The organism is Rhodococcus sp. 14-2470-1b (assembly GCF_002259415.1).
Lineage (GTDB): Bacteria > Actinomycetota > Actinomycetes > Mycobacteriales > Mycobacteriaceae > Rhodococcoides.
In genome coordinates, this window is the sequence record NZ_NPFY01000035.1 from 266,736 (window position 1) to 283,339 (window position 16,604).

18 protein-coding genes are annotated in these 16,604 nt (G+C 65.5%); 9 read left to right on the forward strand and 9 right to left on the reverse strand.

The window, feature by feature from the left end; translation table 11 throughout:
- Positions 1–54: 54 nt before the first annotated feature.
- Positions 55–1,335, reverse strand: a complete 1,281-nt coding sequence (locus tag CH293_RS24450; protein WP_094721724.1) for a class I SAM-dependent RNA methyltransferase — start codon at positions 1,333–1,335, stop codon at positions 55–57.
- On the reverse strand, positions 1,332–3,335 hold the full coding sequence (locus tag CH293_RS24455; protein WP_037113037.1) for an APC family permease: 2,004 nt from the start codon (positions 3,333–3,335) through the stop codon (positions 1,332–1,334). Before CH293_RS24455 ends, CH293_RS24450 begins: the two co-directional genes overlap by 4 nt.
- 192 nt (positions 3,336–3,527) lie before the next feature.
- On the opposite strand from CH293_RS24455, the gene CH293_RS24460 reads away from it, so the two are divergent.
- Entirely contained in the window at positions 3,528–4,193 is a 666-nt protein-coding gene (locus CH293_RS24460) for a TrkA family potassium uptake protein (RefSeq protein ID WP_026347596.1), read from the forward strand.
- Positions 4,194–4,236: 43 nt separating this feature from the next.
- A complete protein-coding gene (locus CH293_RS24465) occupies positions 4,237–4,905 on the forward strand; it encodes a TrkA family potassium uptake protein (RefSeq protein WP_037113036.1) in 669 nt (222 codons plus the stop codon).
- 18 nt (positions 4,906–4,923) lie between these two features.
- On the opposite strand, the gene CH293_RS24470 is transcribed toward CH293_RS24465, so the two are convergent.
- Positions 4,924–5,520 (reverse strand): DUF3159 domain-containing protein, encoded by a 597-nt coding sequence (locus CH293_RS24470; protein ID WP_052059555.1) that lies wholly within the window; start codon positions 5,518–5,520, stop codon positions 4,924–4,926.
- A 103-nt stretch (positions 5,521–5,623) separates the two neighbouring features.
- Entirely contained in the window at positions 5,624–6,001 is a 378-nt protein-coding gene (locus tag CH293_RS24475) for an OB-fold nucleic acid binding domain-containing protein (protein ID WP_037113035.1), read from the reverse strand.
- 175 nt (positions 6,002–6,176) lie between these two features.
- Between CH293_RS24475 and CH293_RS24480 the strand changes: the two genes are divergently transcribed.
- Positions 6,177–6,878: a hypothetical protein gene (locus CH293_RS24480; protein ID WP_094721725.1), complete on the forward strand. Its 702-nt coding sequence runs from the start codon at positions 6,177–6,179 to the stop codon at positions 6,876–6,878.
- Positions 6,879–6,899: 21 nt separating this feature from the next.
- Here the strand turns inward: CH293_RS24480 and CH293_RS24485 are convergent, their stop codons facing one another.
- Both CH293_RS24485 and dut read right to left on the reverse strand, forming a co-directional pair.
- Positions 6,900–7,772, reverse strand: coding sequence for a DUF3710 domain-containing protein (locus CH293_RS24485; protein ID WP_094721726.1), 873 nt, complete (start codon positions 7,770–7,772; stop codon positions 6,900–6,902).
- 2 nt (positions 7,773–7,774) lie between these two features.
- Positions 7,775–8,287 carry a dUTP diphosphatase gene (gene dut, locus CH293_RS24490; protein ID WP_176460112.1) on the reverse strand — a complete coding sequence of 171 codons (513 nt, stop codon included), beginning with the start codon at positions 8,285–8,287 and terminating at the stop codon, positions 7,775–7,777.
- A gap of 227 nt (positions 8,288–8,514) precedes the next feature.
- On the opposite strand from dut, the gene CH293_RS24495 reads away from it, so the two are divergent.
- Positions 8,515–8,985 (forward strand): DUF3093 domain-containing protein, encoded by a 471-nt coding sequence (locus tag CH293_RS24495; protein WP_094721746.1) that lies wholly within the window; start codon positions 8,515–8,517, stop codon positions 8,983–8,985.
- 93 nt (positions 8,986–9,078) lie between these two features.
- On the opposite strand, the gene CH293_RS24500 is transcribed toward CH293_RS24495, so the two are convergent.
- The gene (locus CH293_RS24500; RefSeq protein WP_019664051.1) at positions 9,079–9,381 is read right to left on the reverse strand and encodes a DUF4193 domain-containing protein; all 303 of its coding nucleotides are present in this window, start codon (positions 9,379–9,381) and stop codon (positions 9,079–9,081) included.
- 539 nt (positions 9,382–9,920) lie between these two features.
- On the opposite strand from CH293_RS24500, the gene cei reads away from it, so the two are divergent.
- Positions 9,921–10,601, forward strand: a complete 681-nt coding sequence (gene cei / locus CH293_RS24505; protein WP_037113397.1) for an envelope integrity protein Cei — start codon at positions 9,921–9,923, stop codon at positions 10,599–10,601.
- A gap of 77 nt (positions 10,602–10,678) precedes the next feature.
- Here the strand turns inward: cei and CH293_RS24510 are convergent, their stop codons facing one another.
- Complete coding sequence (locus tag CH293_RS24510; RefSeq protein ID WP_241483917.1) at positions 10,679–11,647, reverse strand: inositol monophosphatase family protein; 969 nt, start codon at positions 11,645–11,647, stop codon at positions 10,679–10,681.
- Positions 11,648–11,809: 162 nt separating this feature from the next.
- Here CH293_RS24510 and ppgK point away from each other — a divergent pair, with 162 nt between their 5' ends.
- The 4 genes from ppgK to CH293_RS24535 all read left to right on the forward strand — a co-directional run bounded on the left by ppgK (position 11,810) and on the right by CH293_RS24535 (position 16,187).
- Positions 11,810–12,649, forward strand: coding sequence for a polyphosphate--glucose phosphotransferase (gene ppgK, locus CH293_RS24520; protein WP_037113030.1), 840 nt, complete (start codon positions 11,810–11,812; stop codon positions 12,647–12,649).
- Positions 12,650–12,772: 123 nt separating this feature from the next.
- Positions 12,773–14,179 carry an RNA polymerase sigma factor gene (locus tag CH293_RS24525; protein ID WP_094721728.1) on the forward strand — a complete coding sequence of 469 codons (1,407 nt, stop codon included), beginning with the start codon at positions 12,773–12,775 and terminating at the stop codon, positions 14,177–14,179.
- Positions 14,180–14,304: 125 nt separating this feature from the next.
- The gene (locus CH293_RS24530) at positions 14,305–15,549 is read left to right on the forward strand and encodes a sensor histidine kinase (protein WP_094721729.1); all 1,245 of its coding nucleotides are present in this window, start codon (positions 14,305–14,307) and stop codon (positions 15,547–15,549) included.
- Entirely contained in the window at positions 15,546–16,187 is a 642-nt protein-coding gene (locus tag CH293_RS24535; protein ID WP_094721730.1) for a response regulator transcription factor, read from the forward strand. Before CH293_RS24530 ends, CH293_RS24535 begins: the two co-directional genes overlap by 4 nt.
- 31 nt (positions 16,188–16,218) lie before the next feature.
- On the opposite strand, the gene CH293_RS24540 is transcribed toward CH293_RS24535, so the two are convergent.
- Positions 16,219–16,578 (reverse strand): DUF952 domain-containing protein, encoded by a 360-nt coding sequence (locus CH293_RS24540; RefSeq protein WP_094721731.1) that lies wholly within the window; start codon positions 16,576–16,578, stop codon positions 16,219–16,221.
- Positions 16,579–16,604: the final 26 nt, after the last annotated feature.

Consider the following 16,604-nt stretch of genomic DNA (forward strand, 5'->3'; position numbering starts at 1 on the left):
CGGAAACGAGGGAAGGGCGATTTCACTCGGCTCAATCTACCGAGCCCACGACCTCTACGGTGTGCCACCTTCTCGCACGAGCAGTCCGATGCACTCCACGTGATGACTCAGGGGAAAAGCGTCGAATGCACGCACCTGCGCGAGTCGATATCCGGCGTCGACGAACAGCCGGGCATCGCGGGCGAAGGACGCGGGGTCGCAGCCGATGTGCACCACGCGGCCGGGTGCCGACGCCGCGACTGCTGCCACGACCTCTTTGCCTGCTCCCGATCGAGGTGGGTCGAGCACGACGACGTTCGGCGCGGGAAGCGCACGGACGGTGCGTTCGACTCGTCCGGGCACGAATCGCACCTGCTCGAGATCGGCGAGCGCACGGGCGCCGTCGGCCGACGCCTTACGCGAGAACTCGACACTGACGACCTGGCCGGTGGCGCCGACTCCTGTCGCCAGGCTCGACGCGAACACGCCGACTCCCCCGTACAGGTCCCACGCGACCTCACCGGGCCTGGCGTCGGCCCACTCGGTCACCACGTCGGAGTAGATCTGCGCGGCGCCTCGGTGTGCCTGCCAGAATCCGGTTGCGTCCAGTTCCCAGTCACGCCCCGACACCGATTCGCGTACTCGTCCGCTACCGACGACGGCCCGTTCCGGACGCGGGGCCGACGATGCGGCCCGTCGAGCAGATGCACCGCGTCGACCGGGTGATCGGCGACCCGTGCGCGACACCGATGCTGGTGAGATCTCGACGACGTGCCGCTCTCCCGAGCTGCCGACGGCAACCACCAGCTCCGAGCCCGGACGCCATGTCGAATCGGCGAGACCGTCGAAGGCGCCTGCGACGACCTGCGGACAGCTCAGTGCCGGCACGACGGTGGCGCTGCGGTATCGATGGAAGCCTGCGCGGCCACCCGCGTCGACGGCCAATCGGACACGACTCCGCCAGCCGGTGCCGTCGCCGGTGTTCGGCAGTTCCTCGACGGCGACCTCTCGGTCGAGACCGCCGATCCGACGAAGTTGTTCCTCCACCACTACCGATTTCATGGCCCGCGACGCGGACTGGTTCACGTGGGAGCAATCGCAGCATCCCGAGCCGCCGGGACCGGAGATGGGACACAGTGGAGTGATGCGATCGGCCGACGGGGCAATTATTTCGACGGCGTCGGCGCGGCAGTACGACCCACCCCGATCCTCGGTGACCTTCGCTCGCACGATCTCCCCGGGCAGGCCGTGTCGAACGAACATGACGCGTCCGTCGTGCCTGGCCACACAGAACCCTCCGTGCCCGGGCGCACCGAGAGTGACCTCGATCGTCGACCCGAACCAACTGTCGGTCATCGCCCGGTTCCGCTCGGGGGTTCGTAGCCTCGGCGGGACGCACCGGGCGCGTTCTCGATGCTCTCGCGCTTCGCTTTCGCCGACGACTGCAGCTGCCAGGGAACGCTCGTCACCATCACTCCCGGCTGGAACAGCAACCGACTCTTGAGGCGCAGTGCGCTCTGGTTGTGCAGAATCTGCTCCCACCAGTGCCCGACGACGTATTCCGGTATGAAGACCGTGACCACGTCGCGCGGCGAGTCGCGTCGTACGCGTTTGACGTAGTCGAGGACCGGCTTGGTGATTTCCCGGTACGGGGATTCGACCACCTTGAGTGGCACGGTGACATCGCTGGCCTCCCACTCCTTGACCAGTTGACGGGTGTCCGGCTCGTCGACGTTGACGGTGATGGCTTCCAGGGTGTCCGGGCGGGTCGCGCGGGCGTACGCCAACGCACGAAGGGTCGGCATGTGCAGCTTGGACACCAGCACGATCGAATGCGTGCGGCTGGGCAGCACGCCATCCCATTCCTCGTCCTCGAGTTCACGGGCGACCGTGTCGTAGTGCTTGCGGATCAGGCTCATCAGACCGAACGCCGCGAACATGGCGACGATGGCGATCCATGCACCGGCCGCGAACTTGGTGATGAGCACGATGACGAGGACCGTGGCGGTGAGCCCGAGTCCGACACTGTTGACGATGCGTGAGCGAAACATTCGGCGACGCTGTTCGGGATCCTGTTCCACACGCAGCAACCGCGTCCAGTGCCGGATCATGCCGGTTTGGCTCAGGGTGAAGGACACGAACACACCGACGATGTAGAGCTGGATGAGCTTGGTCACTTCGGCGTCGAACACGACGACGAACGCGATCGCGGCGGCGGACAGGAAGAGAATTCCGTTGCTGAACGCAAGGCGGTCACCACGGGTGTGGAACTGGCGCGGGAGATACCGGTCCTGGGCGAGAACCGAACCGAGTACCGGAAATCCGTTGAACGCGGTGTTGGCGGCGAGGACGAGAATGAGTGCGGTCACGACGGTGATGAAGAAGAACCCGATCGGGAACCCGTGGAAGACCGCCTCGGCGAGTTGCGCGATGAGTGTCTTCTGCTGGTAGCCGTCCGGCGCTCCTACCAGCTGTTCGCTCGGCTCGAGCGCGTACTTGATGCCGATCTTCTCGGCCAGAAGGATGATTCCCATCAACAGCGTGATGCCGATTCCACCGAGCATGAGCAACGTCGTCGCCGCGTTGCGTGACTTCGGCTTACGGAAGGCCGGCACACCGTTGCTGATCGCTTCGACTCCGGTGAGCGCCGCGCAGCCCGACGAGAAGGCTCGGGCTATCAGGAACGCGAACGCGATGCCGTAGAGGTGGGAATCCTCGGCTTTCAGCTCGAAGCCCGACGACTCGGCGTGCAGTTCGTCTCCGAGCACGTAGACGCGGAACAGGCCCCACCCGAGCATCACGAACATTCCGATCATGAATGCATAGACCGGCACAGCGAACGCAGCTCCGGACTCGCGGATGCCGCGCAGATTGATCGACGTGATCAGCACGATCGCCAGGACCGCGAACAGAACCTTGTGCTGAGCTACGAACGGGATGGCGGATCCGATGTTCGACGCTGCCGCCGACACCGACACTGCAACCGTCAGCACGTAGTCGACGAGCAGCGCGCTTCCCACCGTGAGTCCGGCGGTCGGTCCGAGATTGACCGTCGCGACCTCGTAGTCGCCGCCGCCCGACGGATAGGCATGCACGTTCTGTCGATAGCTCGCGACGACGACGGCCATGACGACGCACACCGCGAGCCCGATCCACGGAGTGAAGGCGTACGCGGAGATGCCGGCGACCGACAGTACGAGGAAGATCTCCTCCGGTGCGTACGCCACCGACGACATGGCGTCGGAGGCGAACACCGGCAGCGCGATCCTCTTGGGGAGCAAGGTGTGACCGAGCTTGTCGCTTCGGAACGGTCTACCGAGCACGAGCCGCTTCGCGGCGGTCGAGAGCTTGGACACCGTGAAAGCGTAAGCCGTCCGAATCGAATCACGACATCGGTGCACCCGAACTCGCCGATTCGCTCGACACGCAACCCGATTTGTCCAACTCGGCGACGGCCGATGCATCCCGACGCTCGATCCGTGCGTCCCCGACCGTTACGTTGGTGCAGAGCGAGCGCCGAGAAGAAGAATCCGAATGGAGTTGGATCTGTGTACGTAGTGGTGATGGGATGCGGGCGGGTGGGCGCGTCGCTGGCCGGTGCTCTGCAGAGAATCGGCCACGAGGTGGCCGTCATCGACCGTGACGAGACGGCGTTTCTCAGACTCGATCCCGCGTTCGACGGCCACCGAGTCATCGGAATGGGCTTCGACCGCGACGTTCTGACGAAGGCAGGCATCGAGAAGGCCGAGGCGTTCGCCGCAGTGTCGTCCGGCGACAACTCGAACATCATCTCCGCGCGCGTGGCTCGTGAGACGTTCGGTGTCGAGCGGGTCGTCGCACGGATCTACGACGCCAAGCGCGCCGCGGTGTACGAGCGGCTCGGGATCCCGACGGTGGCCACCGTCCCGTGGGCGACCGACCGTTTCCTGCACAACCTCCTGCGGGACGACCCGACGACGAAATGGCGTGACCCGTCGGGCAACGTCGCCGTCGTGCTTCTCGATTTCCACGAGGGGTGGATCGGGAGGAAAGTATCCGTACTCGAGGAGTCGACGAGGTCGCGGGCTGCGTTCATCATCCGGTTCGGCACCGGGCTGCTGCCGGACAAGAAAACCGTCATCCAGTCCGACGACGAGATCTACGTGGCCGCGGTGTCCGGCACGGTCGCCGAAGCCATCGCGCTCGCGTCCAATCCCCCACCGTCCGACGACTGACGCCTCGCCCGACATTCGCCCTCGACACGAAACTGAGGACACCATGAGAGTTGCCATCGCCGGTGCCGGAGCTGTCGGCAGATCCATTGCTCGCGAACTCATTCGCGGCGAGCACAGCGTCATGCTCCTCGAACGCAAACTCGATCACCTCGACCGCGACGCGATTCCCGAGGCGGAATGGGTTCTCGCCGACGCCTGTGAACTGGCACTGCTCGAGGCCTCCCACCTCGAGCAGTACGACGTGGTCATCGCGGCAACGGGCGACGACAAGGCCAACCTCGTCCTGAGCCTGCTGGCGAAGACGGAGTTCGGCGTCAATCGTGTTGTCGCGCGGGTCAACGATCCTCGTAACGAATGGCTGTTCGACGCATCGTGGGGCGTGGACGTCGCGGTGTCGACGCCCCGAATGCTGGCGTCGCTGGTCGAGGAAGCGGTGTCGGTGGGCGATCTCGTTCACCTGATGACATTCCGAAAAGGTCAGGCGAACCTGGTGGAGGTCACGCTTCCGGAAAACACGGCGCTCGCCGGCAAGCCGGTCCGCAAGCTGTCGCTGCCCCGTGACGCCGCTTTGGTGACCATTCTGCGCGGCGGTCGAGTCATCGTTCCGCAGCAGGACGATCCGCTAGAAGGAGGGGACGAGTTGCTGTTCGTCGCCTCGAAAGAAGTCGAGGACGAACTACGCGCAGCCGTCGGCCTGTCCAAGTTGGGGTGACGCGCCACTCCCGCTGAGTTACTTGATCTCTCGGTGCTCGGCGGACTCGTTGTCGAGCGCATTGTCGGCGCGCCGCACGGCCCAGAAGGTCACCAGTAGCGCGACGCCTGTCAGCGGCCATCCCATGCCGATACGGGCGGCGGCGAGCCACCCCGTCTGGTCGGCGTCGTAGAGTTGCGACTGCACGAGATACCGTGCGCCGAACACCACCGCCCAGGCGAACGTCGCGATGTCGTACGAGACGACGGCACGACTGCTGCGACGCCACGCGGTGCCCTTGCCGTTCAGATACCCCCAGACGACACCGACGAGCGGCCACCGGACGATCATCGACAGCACGAATGCACCCGCGTAGGCAAGGGAAGTGTAGATGCCGAACAGGAAGTAGCCCTTGGCATCTCCGGTGCGGTACGCGATGAACGCACAGATACCGACTCCGAAGAACCCGGAAATCGCCGGCTGAACCGGCGCCTTCGTGACCAGTCGCCACACCATGACGGCGAGTGCAACACCGAGCGCCGTCCAGATGGCGACCGTCAGGTCGAAGAAACTGTTGGCCGGGACGAAGGCGATGACGGGCAGCGTGGACGCCACCACGCCGCTCAGCCCACCCATCTGTTCAAGGATGGTCTGCTTGCGTTCCTCGGCCTCTGGCCTGTCGCTCTCGGTCACGATGTCGAGGGTGCCACACCGTCACCTGCGGACGGCGGCAAGGGCGTCAGGAGTCGTCGCGCAGTTCGTAGTATGGGTTGTAGACGATCTTCCGGCCGTCGCGAACCCCTACTCTGCCCCGAATCAGCACGGTCTTGCCCGGCTCGATTCCCGGGATCTTGCGACGGCCGATCCACACGAGCGTCACCGGGTCGGTTCCGTCGAAGAACTCCGCTTCGATGTTGGCGTTCGCGGCCTTGGAGCAGGCCTCCACACTGCGCAGACGTCCGAGCATGGTGACTTCGTCACCGCGGGAACAATCACACGCGCGTTGAGCGCCGGATGCCTCCGCCGACTCCGCCATCTCCTGTGCGTCGAGGCTGTCGACGTCCTCGGTCAATTTCCGGGTGAGTTTGCGGAAATACCCTGCGGCAGCGGGTGCCATGGTGCGCTCCTGAAAGCATCTGCGAAGTTGTGCCACGTCATGCGGCGTGGCTCCTGGCCACTGTAACCCCGGCGCGACGGTTAAGTCCAAGCGCGCGGTGCCGTGTTCGGACTCCCGACTCGTGCAGCACCCTCGGTCGTCGACAACGCCGGACGGACGTGGACAATTCCGAGTCATGGATACCTGGCCCGCGCACGCCGTCGTCCTGCCCGGCACCGGCTCCGACGCTGCGTTCGCCGCCGAGGCGTTCGCGGACGCACTCGCCTTGGCAGGGACGCACACCACCGCCGTCGAACCGGACCCGACGCGGGTAGTCGAGTCGTACGAAAACGCCCTCGAACTGGCCGCCCTCCAGCACGGCCCCATCATCGTCGGAGGCGTGTCGATCGGGGCGGCAGTGGCCGCGGCGTGGGCTCTCCGCAATCCCGAGCACGTCTTCGGGATCCTGGCGGCGCTACCTCCGTGGCTCGGTTCGGCGCACGGCGCGCCCGCTGCTCTCAGCGCGGTGTACACCGCGACAGCGCTGCGGAGGGACGGGCTCGGCGCTGTCGTCGACGCCATGGCGGCCACCTCTCCTGCCTGGCTCGCATCGACGCTGCGCCGGTCGTGGACTTCGCAGTGGCCGGATCTTCCGTCGGCACTCGACGAGGCTGCTGGCTACACGGCCCCGGAGCTCTCCGAACTCGCCCGATCGACAACGAGAACATCCATCGTGGCGGCCGTCGACGATCCAGTTCATCCACACGACGTGGCGATCGCCTGGCACGGCACCATCGCCCGATCCTCGCTGGCGACGGTCACGCTGGCCGAGATCGGTGCGGATCCGTCCATTCTCGGTCGACGTGCGGTGGAGGGGCTGTCGACCATCGGCGTGTGAGCCGCTCCACCGACCGTTCCGTCAACCCAACTGCTGCATCGCGGATCCGGAGGTACCGCGCCGGGGACCTTCCGTCGGACCGACGGGGTTCGGCGGCCCAGCCTGCGGCGCTGCCTGACCCCCGGCTTGCTGCGCTCCGGCTTGCTGCGCTCCAGCTTGCTGCGCGCCGGCTTGCTGTGCTCCGGCTTGCTGTGCAGCGGCCTGTTGCTGTTGTTGAGCGGCAGCCAACTGCGCCAGCAGAGCCTGCGGGAGAACGACCGGGAGGGGTGTACGGACCGGATGGGGATCGCTGCCTCGGTCGACGACCGTCTGCGACAGCACGTCGCGAGCGATCGCCACGAGTGGCGAATCGGCACCGACAGCGCCCGACGGGCCTGCGAGCACGCAACGAACCATCCACCGGTACCCGTCGACGCCGATGAAACGCAGGTCCGCGTTCGCCGTGACGCCGTGTAGTTCCCGCCCCCACGGCCCGGTTTCGACGGAGACCTCCGACTGATCACCTCGCAACGAACCCGCGAGGTCCGCGGCAACCTCGCGCCACTGGCCTGGCGACTTCGGGGCGGCGTACGCCGCGATGGTGATGCGGCCGTACTGGGTGACCACGTGGACGGCCTGCGGCGCACCGGCCTGCGTCATCTCCACCTGAAGTTGCCCGCCGGCAGGAAGCGGCAGCAGAACCGAACCGAGGTCCAACCGAGTCGCTGCCAGGGTCTCGCGGTCCTCGTCGAGCTCCTCGAGGTCGAACGGACCCTGATCGGCGGCACGATCCTGTGGATCGAGTGCGTCGTCGGTATCCCGACCGGTGGAGCCGATCTGCGCTTCGTCTGCCCCTTGGGCGTCCTCGTTGGGGGCACCCGCTGCGTCTGCGTCCTTCTTGCGACGTCCGAACATGATCAGCTCACTCCCTCTCGACTCGATGTGTCTGCCGCCGGCACAGAGGGCGTCAGACTGGAATGACCACCACTCGACCCGTAGCCTCCGTCACCTCTGCTGGTCTCGTCGAGAGACTCGACCTCGGTGAACGTGACCAGTTCTACGCGCTGAACCAGCAACTGGGCGATGCGATCCCCGCGAACCAGGTCGATCGCATCGCGCGGATCCATGTTCACCAGGCAGACCTTGATTTCGCCTCGATAACCGGCATCGATGGTGCCCGGCGCATTGACGATGGACAGCCCCGACCGTGCAGCCAGACCCGAACGGGGATGGACGAGACCGACAGTGCCGAACGGGAGTGCAACCGCGATTCCGGTACCGACGACCACACGCTCCCCCGGCGCGATCGAGGTGTCTGCGGTGATGTGCAGATCGACCCCCGCATCGCCTGCGTGCGCGCGGACCGGAAGAGGTAACTCTTTGTCCAGACGGATTACTCGGACCGCGCCGAGGGGCGCATCCGCCGACATCGCGGCACCGAACGTGCCGTCACTGCTGAAATCGTCACTCACGTGCACTGAGACTACGCGCCGACCCACGACCGAACGCGGCCTCGTACGTGTTCCGGCGACAACTTTCCCGAGTGGAGCACCGACCGCTTGCCGTGCAGGCGCCAGCTACTCTGGAGTACGTGTCACAGAACTCTCGCCGCGACCTGCATCCCGACGCTTCGCCCGACCGCGGAGACGGTCGGCGCGTGGTGCACTCCGAGAAACTATGGGTACCGCTGTGGTGGTGGCCGGTTGCCATGGCCGTCGGGGTCCTACTGGCTGCCGAGGTACACATGGGCGCCCCAGGACTGAGGGCCTGGCTCCCCTACGTATTGGTCCTACCGTTCCCGATCTGGGCTCTGATCTGGCTCAGCCGCATGCGAGTCGAGGTCGAGAAGGACGCAGCAGGCGACGGTGAGCTCCGCGTCGGCAAGGCGCATCTACCTCTCGACGTGATCGCACGCGCTGCCGTCGTGCCCGCGACAGCAAAAAGTGCGGCACTGGGAAGGCAGTTGGATCCTCTTGCCTTCGTTCAACACCGCACTTGGGTCAGACAGATGGTTCTCGTCGTTCTCGATGATCCGGACGATCCCACACCCTATTGGTTGGTCAGTACCTCACGCCCCGACGCGTTGGTATCGGCTCTGACGCGGCCCACCCCCGGAGATCACGCCTGAGCGCTCTCGGCCGCATCGTCTGCACCACCTGATCTGTGTGTCCTCGTCGGTCGGCGTGGTTCAGCTAGGTCGTTCGATTCCCGTCGACCGAAATCACGCCGCGCAATCGCGGCAGACGAGAACGCCGTTGGCGTCGCTCGCCAGCCTGCTCCGGTGGTGTACCAGGAAGCAGCTCGAACAAGTGAATTCGTCTGCCTGCTTCGGAACCACCCGTACCGACAGCTCTTCGCCGGACAGATCGGCACCCGGGAGTTCGAACGACTCCGCTGTGTCCGACTCGTCCACGTCGACCACCGCGGACTGCGCCTCGTTGCGACGTGCCTTCAGCTCCTCGAGCGAATCCTCCGACACATCGTCGGATTCTGTTCTTCTCGGTGCGTCGTAGTCGGTTGCCATTGTCTTCTGTTACCCCTCGTCCTCGTGCGTGTTGTGCGGGTGGACACGTGCCGATCGTTGCCTTCGGCCTGCTCCCGAGCCGCCTCCACCGTGTCTGATTCTCTGCGGCTGTTCTCTTCATTTGTGGGTGCTGCTCGCCAAGACATGCAGGCCGAACACCGCTGGTACTGCTCTACAACGGACGACCTCGATGCAAGGTGCCCGAGAAACTACCCGGGTAATGCCCGAACGTCCCAGGTTGAAACACGATCGAGACATCGACACAGCGCTGCCGTCCACCACGGTGACTGCTCGGAATTCTCAGCACCGGGGCCGCCAGACAATAGCCGAAGCGAATGACATAGACGAAACCGCCTCACCGTCTGCCTCCACAATCACCTGACAAACCCCTTGAACACCTCGGACACGCCGGGCATTCCATGCCTGCGAAGGGCCATTCCCTCGGGTGAGCACTACAGTGGGCTGGCGCGCGCAAGCATCGGTCCGAACCATCGTTGCCCGCGCGTTCGATCCTCGCGAACGAAAGGCGCATCGACACCGTGGTTTCTCTGATCACCGAGGGCTCATCGTTCGACGATCGTGGGCGACCCTTCCGGCGACGCCGAGCACTGCCGATCGTCGCGGTGCTCGCAGTATTGGCACTTCTCGGCGTGTTCACGTGGATCCGTGTGTTCACCTCCGGTGAGACGGTCGCGGCCACCGTCGAGTGCAACGAACCGTCGACGGCCCCTGCCGACGACGGAACGGTGCCTGTTGCACTGGGTGAGCGGGTCGATCGCGAGACGCTCCTGGACACCGAACCTGCAGCCCTGTCCGCCACCAAGGTCCGAGTGTTCAACGCGAACGGCGAGCGCGGGCAGGCCGCGACCGTCGCCGCCGACCTGAGCGAATACGGATTCGCGAGTGCACCGGACGTACAGGTCGGCAACGACCCCGTGTACGTCGATCAGAACATGCAGTGCCAGGGCCAGATTCGGTTCGGCGAGAACGGGAAAGCGGCGGCCAGTGCCGTATGGCTGGCGGCCCCCTGCGCGGAACTCATCCAGGACACACGCGCCGACGACACCGTCGATCTCGCGCTCGGAACGTACTTCAAGAATTTGCAGCCCAACGACGACGCCGAGTCGGTACTTCAGTCGCTGGCCGGGGTGACGCAGGGCTCCACCCCTGCGCCTCTGGACATCAGCCTGCTCGAAGCGGCGCGCACCGCACGCTGCTGAGCCGGATCCGCTCGGTCGTCGGCGACCGAGCGGATCTCGACTGCAGCAGTGACTTTCACCGCTCGGTCCGCCGAAGATCAGGCGTCGGCGGCGCCGGAGATCGCCTCCAGCGCGCCCACGTCGTCGAGCGTCGCCACGAATTCTCGTGCGATTCCCGGTGCGACGGCAACGGTCACGGCACCGTCGAGTGATGTCGACGTCGGGTCGGGCGCGATGACCGTCGCGCCCGCTTCTTCGGCGATGAGCGATCCTGCGGCCCAGTCCCACGGGCTCAGACCATGTTCGAAATGAGCATCCACGGCACCCGAGGCGACCATGCACAGATCCAGTGCAGCCGATCCGACGCGGCGAATGTCGCGGACACGCGGGAGTAACTCAGCGATGATCGCGCCCTGCACCCGTCGCCTGGCCGCACCGTAGCCGAAACCTGTTGCGACGAGCGCCAATGCGACGTCCGAGGTGGGGTTGCACTCGAGCTGCTCCACCGTGCCGTCCGAATACTCCGCCGTGGCGCCGTGGCCCCGTGATGCGCTGTAGAGAACGTCACGGGCGACGTCGACGACGACCCCTACGACGCTCACACCGTCGATCTGGACGGCGACGGACACCGAGTAGGCGGGTAGGCCGTAGAGGAAGTTGACGGTCCCGTCGATGGGATCGAGCACCCACCGGACACCTGCCACCGACTCGGATTGGCCACCGCCTTCCTCGCCGAGAATGGTGTCGGCAGGCCGCGACTCGGCGAGCAGAGACCGCAGGAGCTGTTCCGTCTCGGTGTCGACGACGGTGACGGGATCGGTGGGAGTGCTTTTCGTGTGGACGGAGTGTCCGGAGTCGGACGTCTCCGCGGGCGCGCCGGGCCCGAACACCTGCGGACGCCGAGTCCGAACATGCGCCGCCGCTGCGCGGGCCACATCACGCGCCACCGTCGACAGTGCATTCAGATCCTCCTCCGACACGCGGGGGTCGGGTACCCGAGGGGTGGGCGCAGCGGACGTCGAGGTCGGGTGGAAGGCGTCATCGGATGCAGTCGGCACGGAACCCATCGGATCACAGTGTGCGGGAATCGCACCACTCGGTCGTCGGTGCGGACTGCGTCACACCCGCCGAATCACCGTCGCGGCACTATTGTCGAAGCACGCAGCTTGGCTACGCTTTTCACCGCACGTGCACGAGTAGATGCCCCGATGATCAGGAGTGAACTCCACATGACTCAGTCAGGCCCGCACCTTCAGTCCGACCCTGCGATCCAGCCCGGATCCGTCACTACGCCGACGGACGCGCGGCAGCGGCAGGGTTTCGGCGTCGACGTAGGCGGCAGTGGCATCAAGGGCGGAATCGTCGATCTCGTCACCGGCGAACTGGTCGGCGATCGGTACAAGATCGAGACGCCGCAACCGTCGACGCCGGAGGCAGTGGCCGAGGTCGTGGCCCGCATCGCCGCTCACTTCGAGTGGACCGGCCCCGTGGGCGTCACACTGCCTGCCGTCGTGACCGGAGGGATAGCACGATCCGCAGCCAACATCGACAAGTCGTGGATCGACACCGACGCGAAGTCGCTGTTCGCGTCGGCTTTGGGGCACAGCAACGTGGTCGTGTTGAACGACGCAGACGCCGCGGGTGTCGCCGAGGATCGATACGGCGCAGGCAAGGACAAGAACGGCGTCGTGATTCTGCTGACCTTCGGCACGGGCATCGGCTCCGCAGTTCTGCACAACGGGGTACTCCTGCCGAACACCGAGTTCGGTCACCTCGAGGTCGACGGCAAGGAGGCCGAGCACCGAGCGGCGTCGTCCGTGAAGGAGAACAAGGACCTGTCCTACAAGGAGTGGGCGAAGGAAGTGTCGAAGGTTCTCGAGACCTTCGAAGCTCTGCTGTGGCCGGATCTGTTCATCGCCGGAGGCGGAATCAGCCGCAAGAGCGAGAAGTGGATTCCGCACTTGACCAACAGAACGCCCGTGGTGGCGGCCACTTTGTTGAACACCGCTGGAATCGTCGGCGCAGCTCTCGCGGCCGACACAGCAGCCGATACGGCACTGGCTCGGTAACAAACTCCCGACGGGTCGTTACAATGGTTGATGCCGGTCTGCACGCCGGCACAATCGACAAGACCTCTCCGCCGGAAACCACTCTGGCGTGACGCCGCACGACACCGTCACGAAAGGGCGTACGTGGCAGCCACCGATATCCGTCAGACCGTAGATTCAGCAACAGAGTCTGCGAACCCTGCACCTGCTGCGGAGGCACCGAACGGCACCGTCAGAGAGGGCGCCGTCGCTTCCGCGACTGCAGCCCCTGCAGAAGCGGCACCGGCAACCAAGGCTCCGGCCAAGAAAGCCGCGGCGAAGAAGGCACCCGCGAAGCGCGCGGCCGCCAAGAAGGCTCCGGCGAAGAAGGCCGCAGCCAAGAAGGCAGGCGACGCAGCACCGGCCGCCGACGGGGAAGACGATGCTCCCGGCATCGATGACATCGATATCTCCGACGGCGACATCGCTGCGGCCGCCAACGACGTTGTCGAGGTCGTGGCAGCGGGAGACGACGCCGACGACGACGCCACCTCCGAGCCGACCGCCGAGGACAAGGCGTCCGGCGACTTCGTCTGGGACGAGGAAGAGTCCGAGGCGCTTCGCCAGGCCCGTAAGGACGCGGAGCTCACCGCGTCGGCAGATTCCGTTCGCGCCTACCTCAAGCAGATCGGCAAGGTCGCTCTCCTCAACGCGGAGGAGGAGGTCGAGCTCGCCAAGCGCATCGAGGCAGGCTTGTTCGCTACCGAGAAGATGCGCGAGTTCGCCGAGAAGGGCGAGAAGCTCCCGGTCGCTGCGCGTCGCGATTTCACATGGATCTGCCGAGACGGTAACCGCGCCAAGAATCACTTGCTCGAAGCCAACCTTCGCCTGGTGGTGTCGCTTGCCAAGCGCTACACCGGTCGCGGAATGGCGTTCCTGGATCTGATCCAGGAAGGAAACTTGGGCTTGATCCGTGCCGTCGAGAAGTTCGATTACACGAAGGGCTACAAGTTCTCCACCTACGCGACGTGGTGGATCCGTCAGGCCATCACTCGCGCAATGGCCGACCAGGCACGCACCATCCGTATTCCGGTGCACATGGTGGAAGTCATCAACAAGCTCGGCCGTATCCAGCGTGAGCTGCTCCAGGACCTGGGTCGCGAGCCCACTCCGGAAGAGCTCGCCAAGGAAATGGACATCACGCCGGAGAAAGTGCTGGAGATCCAGCAGTACGCGCGTGAACCCATCTCGCTCGATCAGACGATCGGTGACGAGGGCGACAGCCAGCTCGGTGACTTCATCGAGGACTCCGAGGCTGTCGTGGCCGTCGACGCGGTGTCGTTCACCCTGCTTCAGGACCAGCTGCAGTCCGTGCTCGAGACCCTGTCCGAGCGCGAAGCCGGTGTCGTTCGGCTCCGTTTCGGTCTGACCGACGGTCAGCCCCGCACGCTCGACGAAATCGGTCAGGTCTACGGCGTCACTCGTGAACGGATCCGCCAGATCGAGTCGAAGACGATGTCGAAGCTCCGTCACCCGTCGCGGTCGCAGGTTCTCCGCGACTACCTCGACTGACAGTCCGCCTTCGACGAAGCCGCCGTTCCCCGGTTCGGGGGCGGCGGCTTCGTCATGTCCCCGGTCGACCGAAGGTCACTCCTTCGTCGGACGTGGGTGCGCGGTGAATGTGCTGTGATGGTGTGATGCTTCGCTGGTCGGAACTGTCTGCGACGGGTAGAGACGTGGTCGTCGTGGCGGCGTACCTGTCGGTGGGCATCGTCCTGTATTCGGCGAACATCTTCAGCTTCCTTCCGGCCGAGGACCCCCCTGCACTGTGGGTCAGGTTCGGCATACTCGCACTGCTGTGCGTGTGCACGCTCTGTAGGCGGCGTGCACCCGTTCTCGCGCTCGGCGCCGCCGCGGTTCCATTCACGCTGGATCTGCTCGCGGGAGCGTCCCTGCCGATCTGGCTGATCATGACCGACCTCGTGTACTGCGTCGCGCTCTACGGCAGCAGGCGCCAGGCGGTGTGGATCATCCGCATGTCCGTGCTTCTGACCGTGGTGGTGTGCACCGTCGTCTTCGTCGTCACGAAGGACTGGCGTGAGGTCGTCATCGCGTTGGGCGGTGCTGCAGTGTTCCTCGGCACTCCGCTCGGGTGGGCGTTGAACATCCGTCAGCACAAGGAGATCGCGCACAGTGAACGCGAGCGAGCCGAGGCCGTGTCCGTCATCGCGGAGCTGGACCGACGTGCTGCAATCGACGCGGAACGCTCGCGCATGGCCCGTGATCTCCACGACGTCGTCGCCGGTCACCTGTCGGCGATCGCGATCCAGTCCGAGGCAGCGCTGCGCATCGCCGCCGCTGGACGCAGCGCCGACTCTCCGCCCTCGGCGGCCGACCGTGTCACGGACGTCGTGTCGTCCATCCGGTCCAACAGCACCGATGCGTTGACCGAGATGCGAGCGATGATCGGACTGCTGCGACACGGAGGTGGAGGTGTGGACGAGACCCGCTCCCCCGGGCGGATTGCCGAGTTGGGGAGGCTCGTTGCCTCCGCAGGCGCAAGTGGTACCGAGGTCACTGTCAGTGGCGACTTCGCACCCGGAGCACCGTCGGCACGGTTCGTTCCGGCGGCGGTCGATCACGCCGCGTTTCGGATCGTGCAGGAAGCGTTGACGAACGCGGTGGTTCATTCGCCGGGTCAACCGGTCGAGCTCGACCTCAGGTGCGACGACGATCGCCTCGGAATCGAAGTCGTCAATACGCTGCCCTCCACGGCCGAATCATCGGCGCACACGACCGGACACACAGGAGCGGGACTGACCAACATGACACAACGTGCCGAACTTCTCGGCGGCGCTTTCCATGCCGGATCGGACGGCGGGAGATGGGTCGTCGAAGCCGTTCTGCCCCTGTCGACCACGCCCGAGACGTCGACACCGTGATCCGAGTACTGATCGCCGACGACCATGCCGCGATTCGCTCGGGCCTGGCGATGATCGTGGGTTCAGCGCCCGGGTACACGGTGGTCGGCGAGGCCGTCGACGGCCAGGACGCGGTCGACCAGGCACGAGCGCACTCACCGGATGTCGTGCTGATGGACGTTCGGATGCCGGGTCTCGACGGCATCGAGGCAACCGCTGCCGTCGTCGGGAACGAACTCGCCCGTGTTCTCATCCTGACGACGTTCGACATCGACGACTACGTGTTCCGTGCTCTGGAGGCGGGCGCGTCGGGCTTCGTTCTGAAATCGGTGTCCGCCGACGCGTTGCTCGACGCCATCGCGGCCGTTCACGCCGGCGACGGCGTGCTGGCGCCCGAAGTCACTCGTAGGGTGATCGACGCGTTCGCGGCGGGCGGCCGCGACATTTCGAAGGTCGGACCTCCTGGGCTGGCCGACCTGACCGATCGCGAACACGATGTCCTTCGGTGCCTCGGCGACGGGATGTCCAACGCGGCGATCGCCCGTGAGCTCTTCATCGGGGAGACCACCGTCAAGACGCACGTGTCGAGAGTGCTCACCAAGTTGGGAGTCACCTCGCGCGTACAGGCTGCGATCCTCGCCCGGTCACAACCGCGCTGACCGGCGCCACGAATACCCCGATTCAGCAGATCTACAGATGCGGCGGGGAAAAAATGCCGTCGTCGCCTGGTAGGTATTCGACGACGGAGGTCACAGCCGAGGTGGGCAGCGGCCCGTAGAGGTGAGGAAAGACCATTGCGTCGGGGTCACCCGGCACTCCAGGCTCCCAGCGCACGGGCGACCCCAGTCGTGCCGGATCGAGAACGAGCAGAATCAAATCGTCTCGGCCGGCGAACAGTCGGTTCGCCGGCAAGTGCACCTGCGCGGGCGTCGAGAGGTGCACGAAGCCGACGGCCGACAGCGATTCCGGCTCGATCCCCGGTGACTCTCGAACGGACAGCCAGTCCGCCAGAGTGCAGATGTGCAGCAAGGTTTCCGAGGTGTCACTCACGAGCGATGATTGTTCCAGGCTCGGCC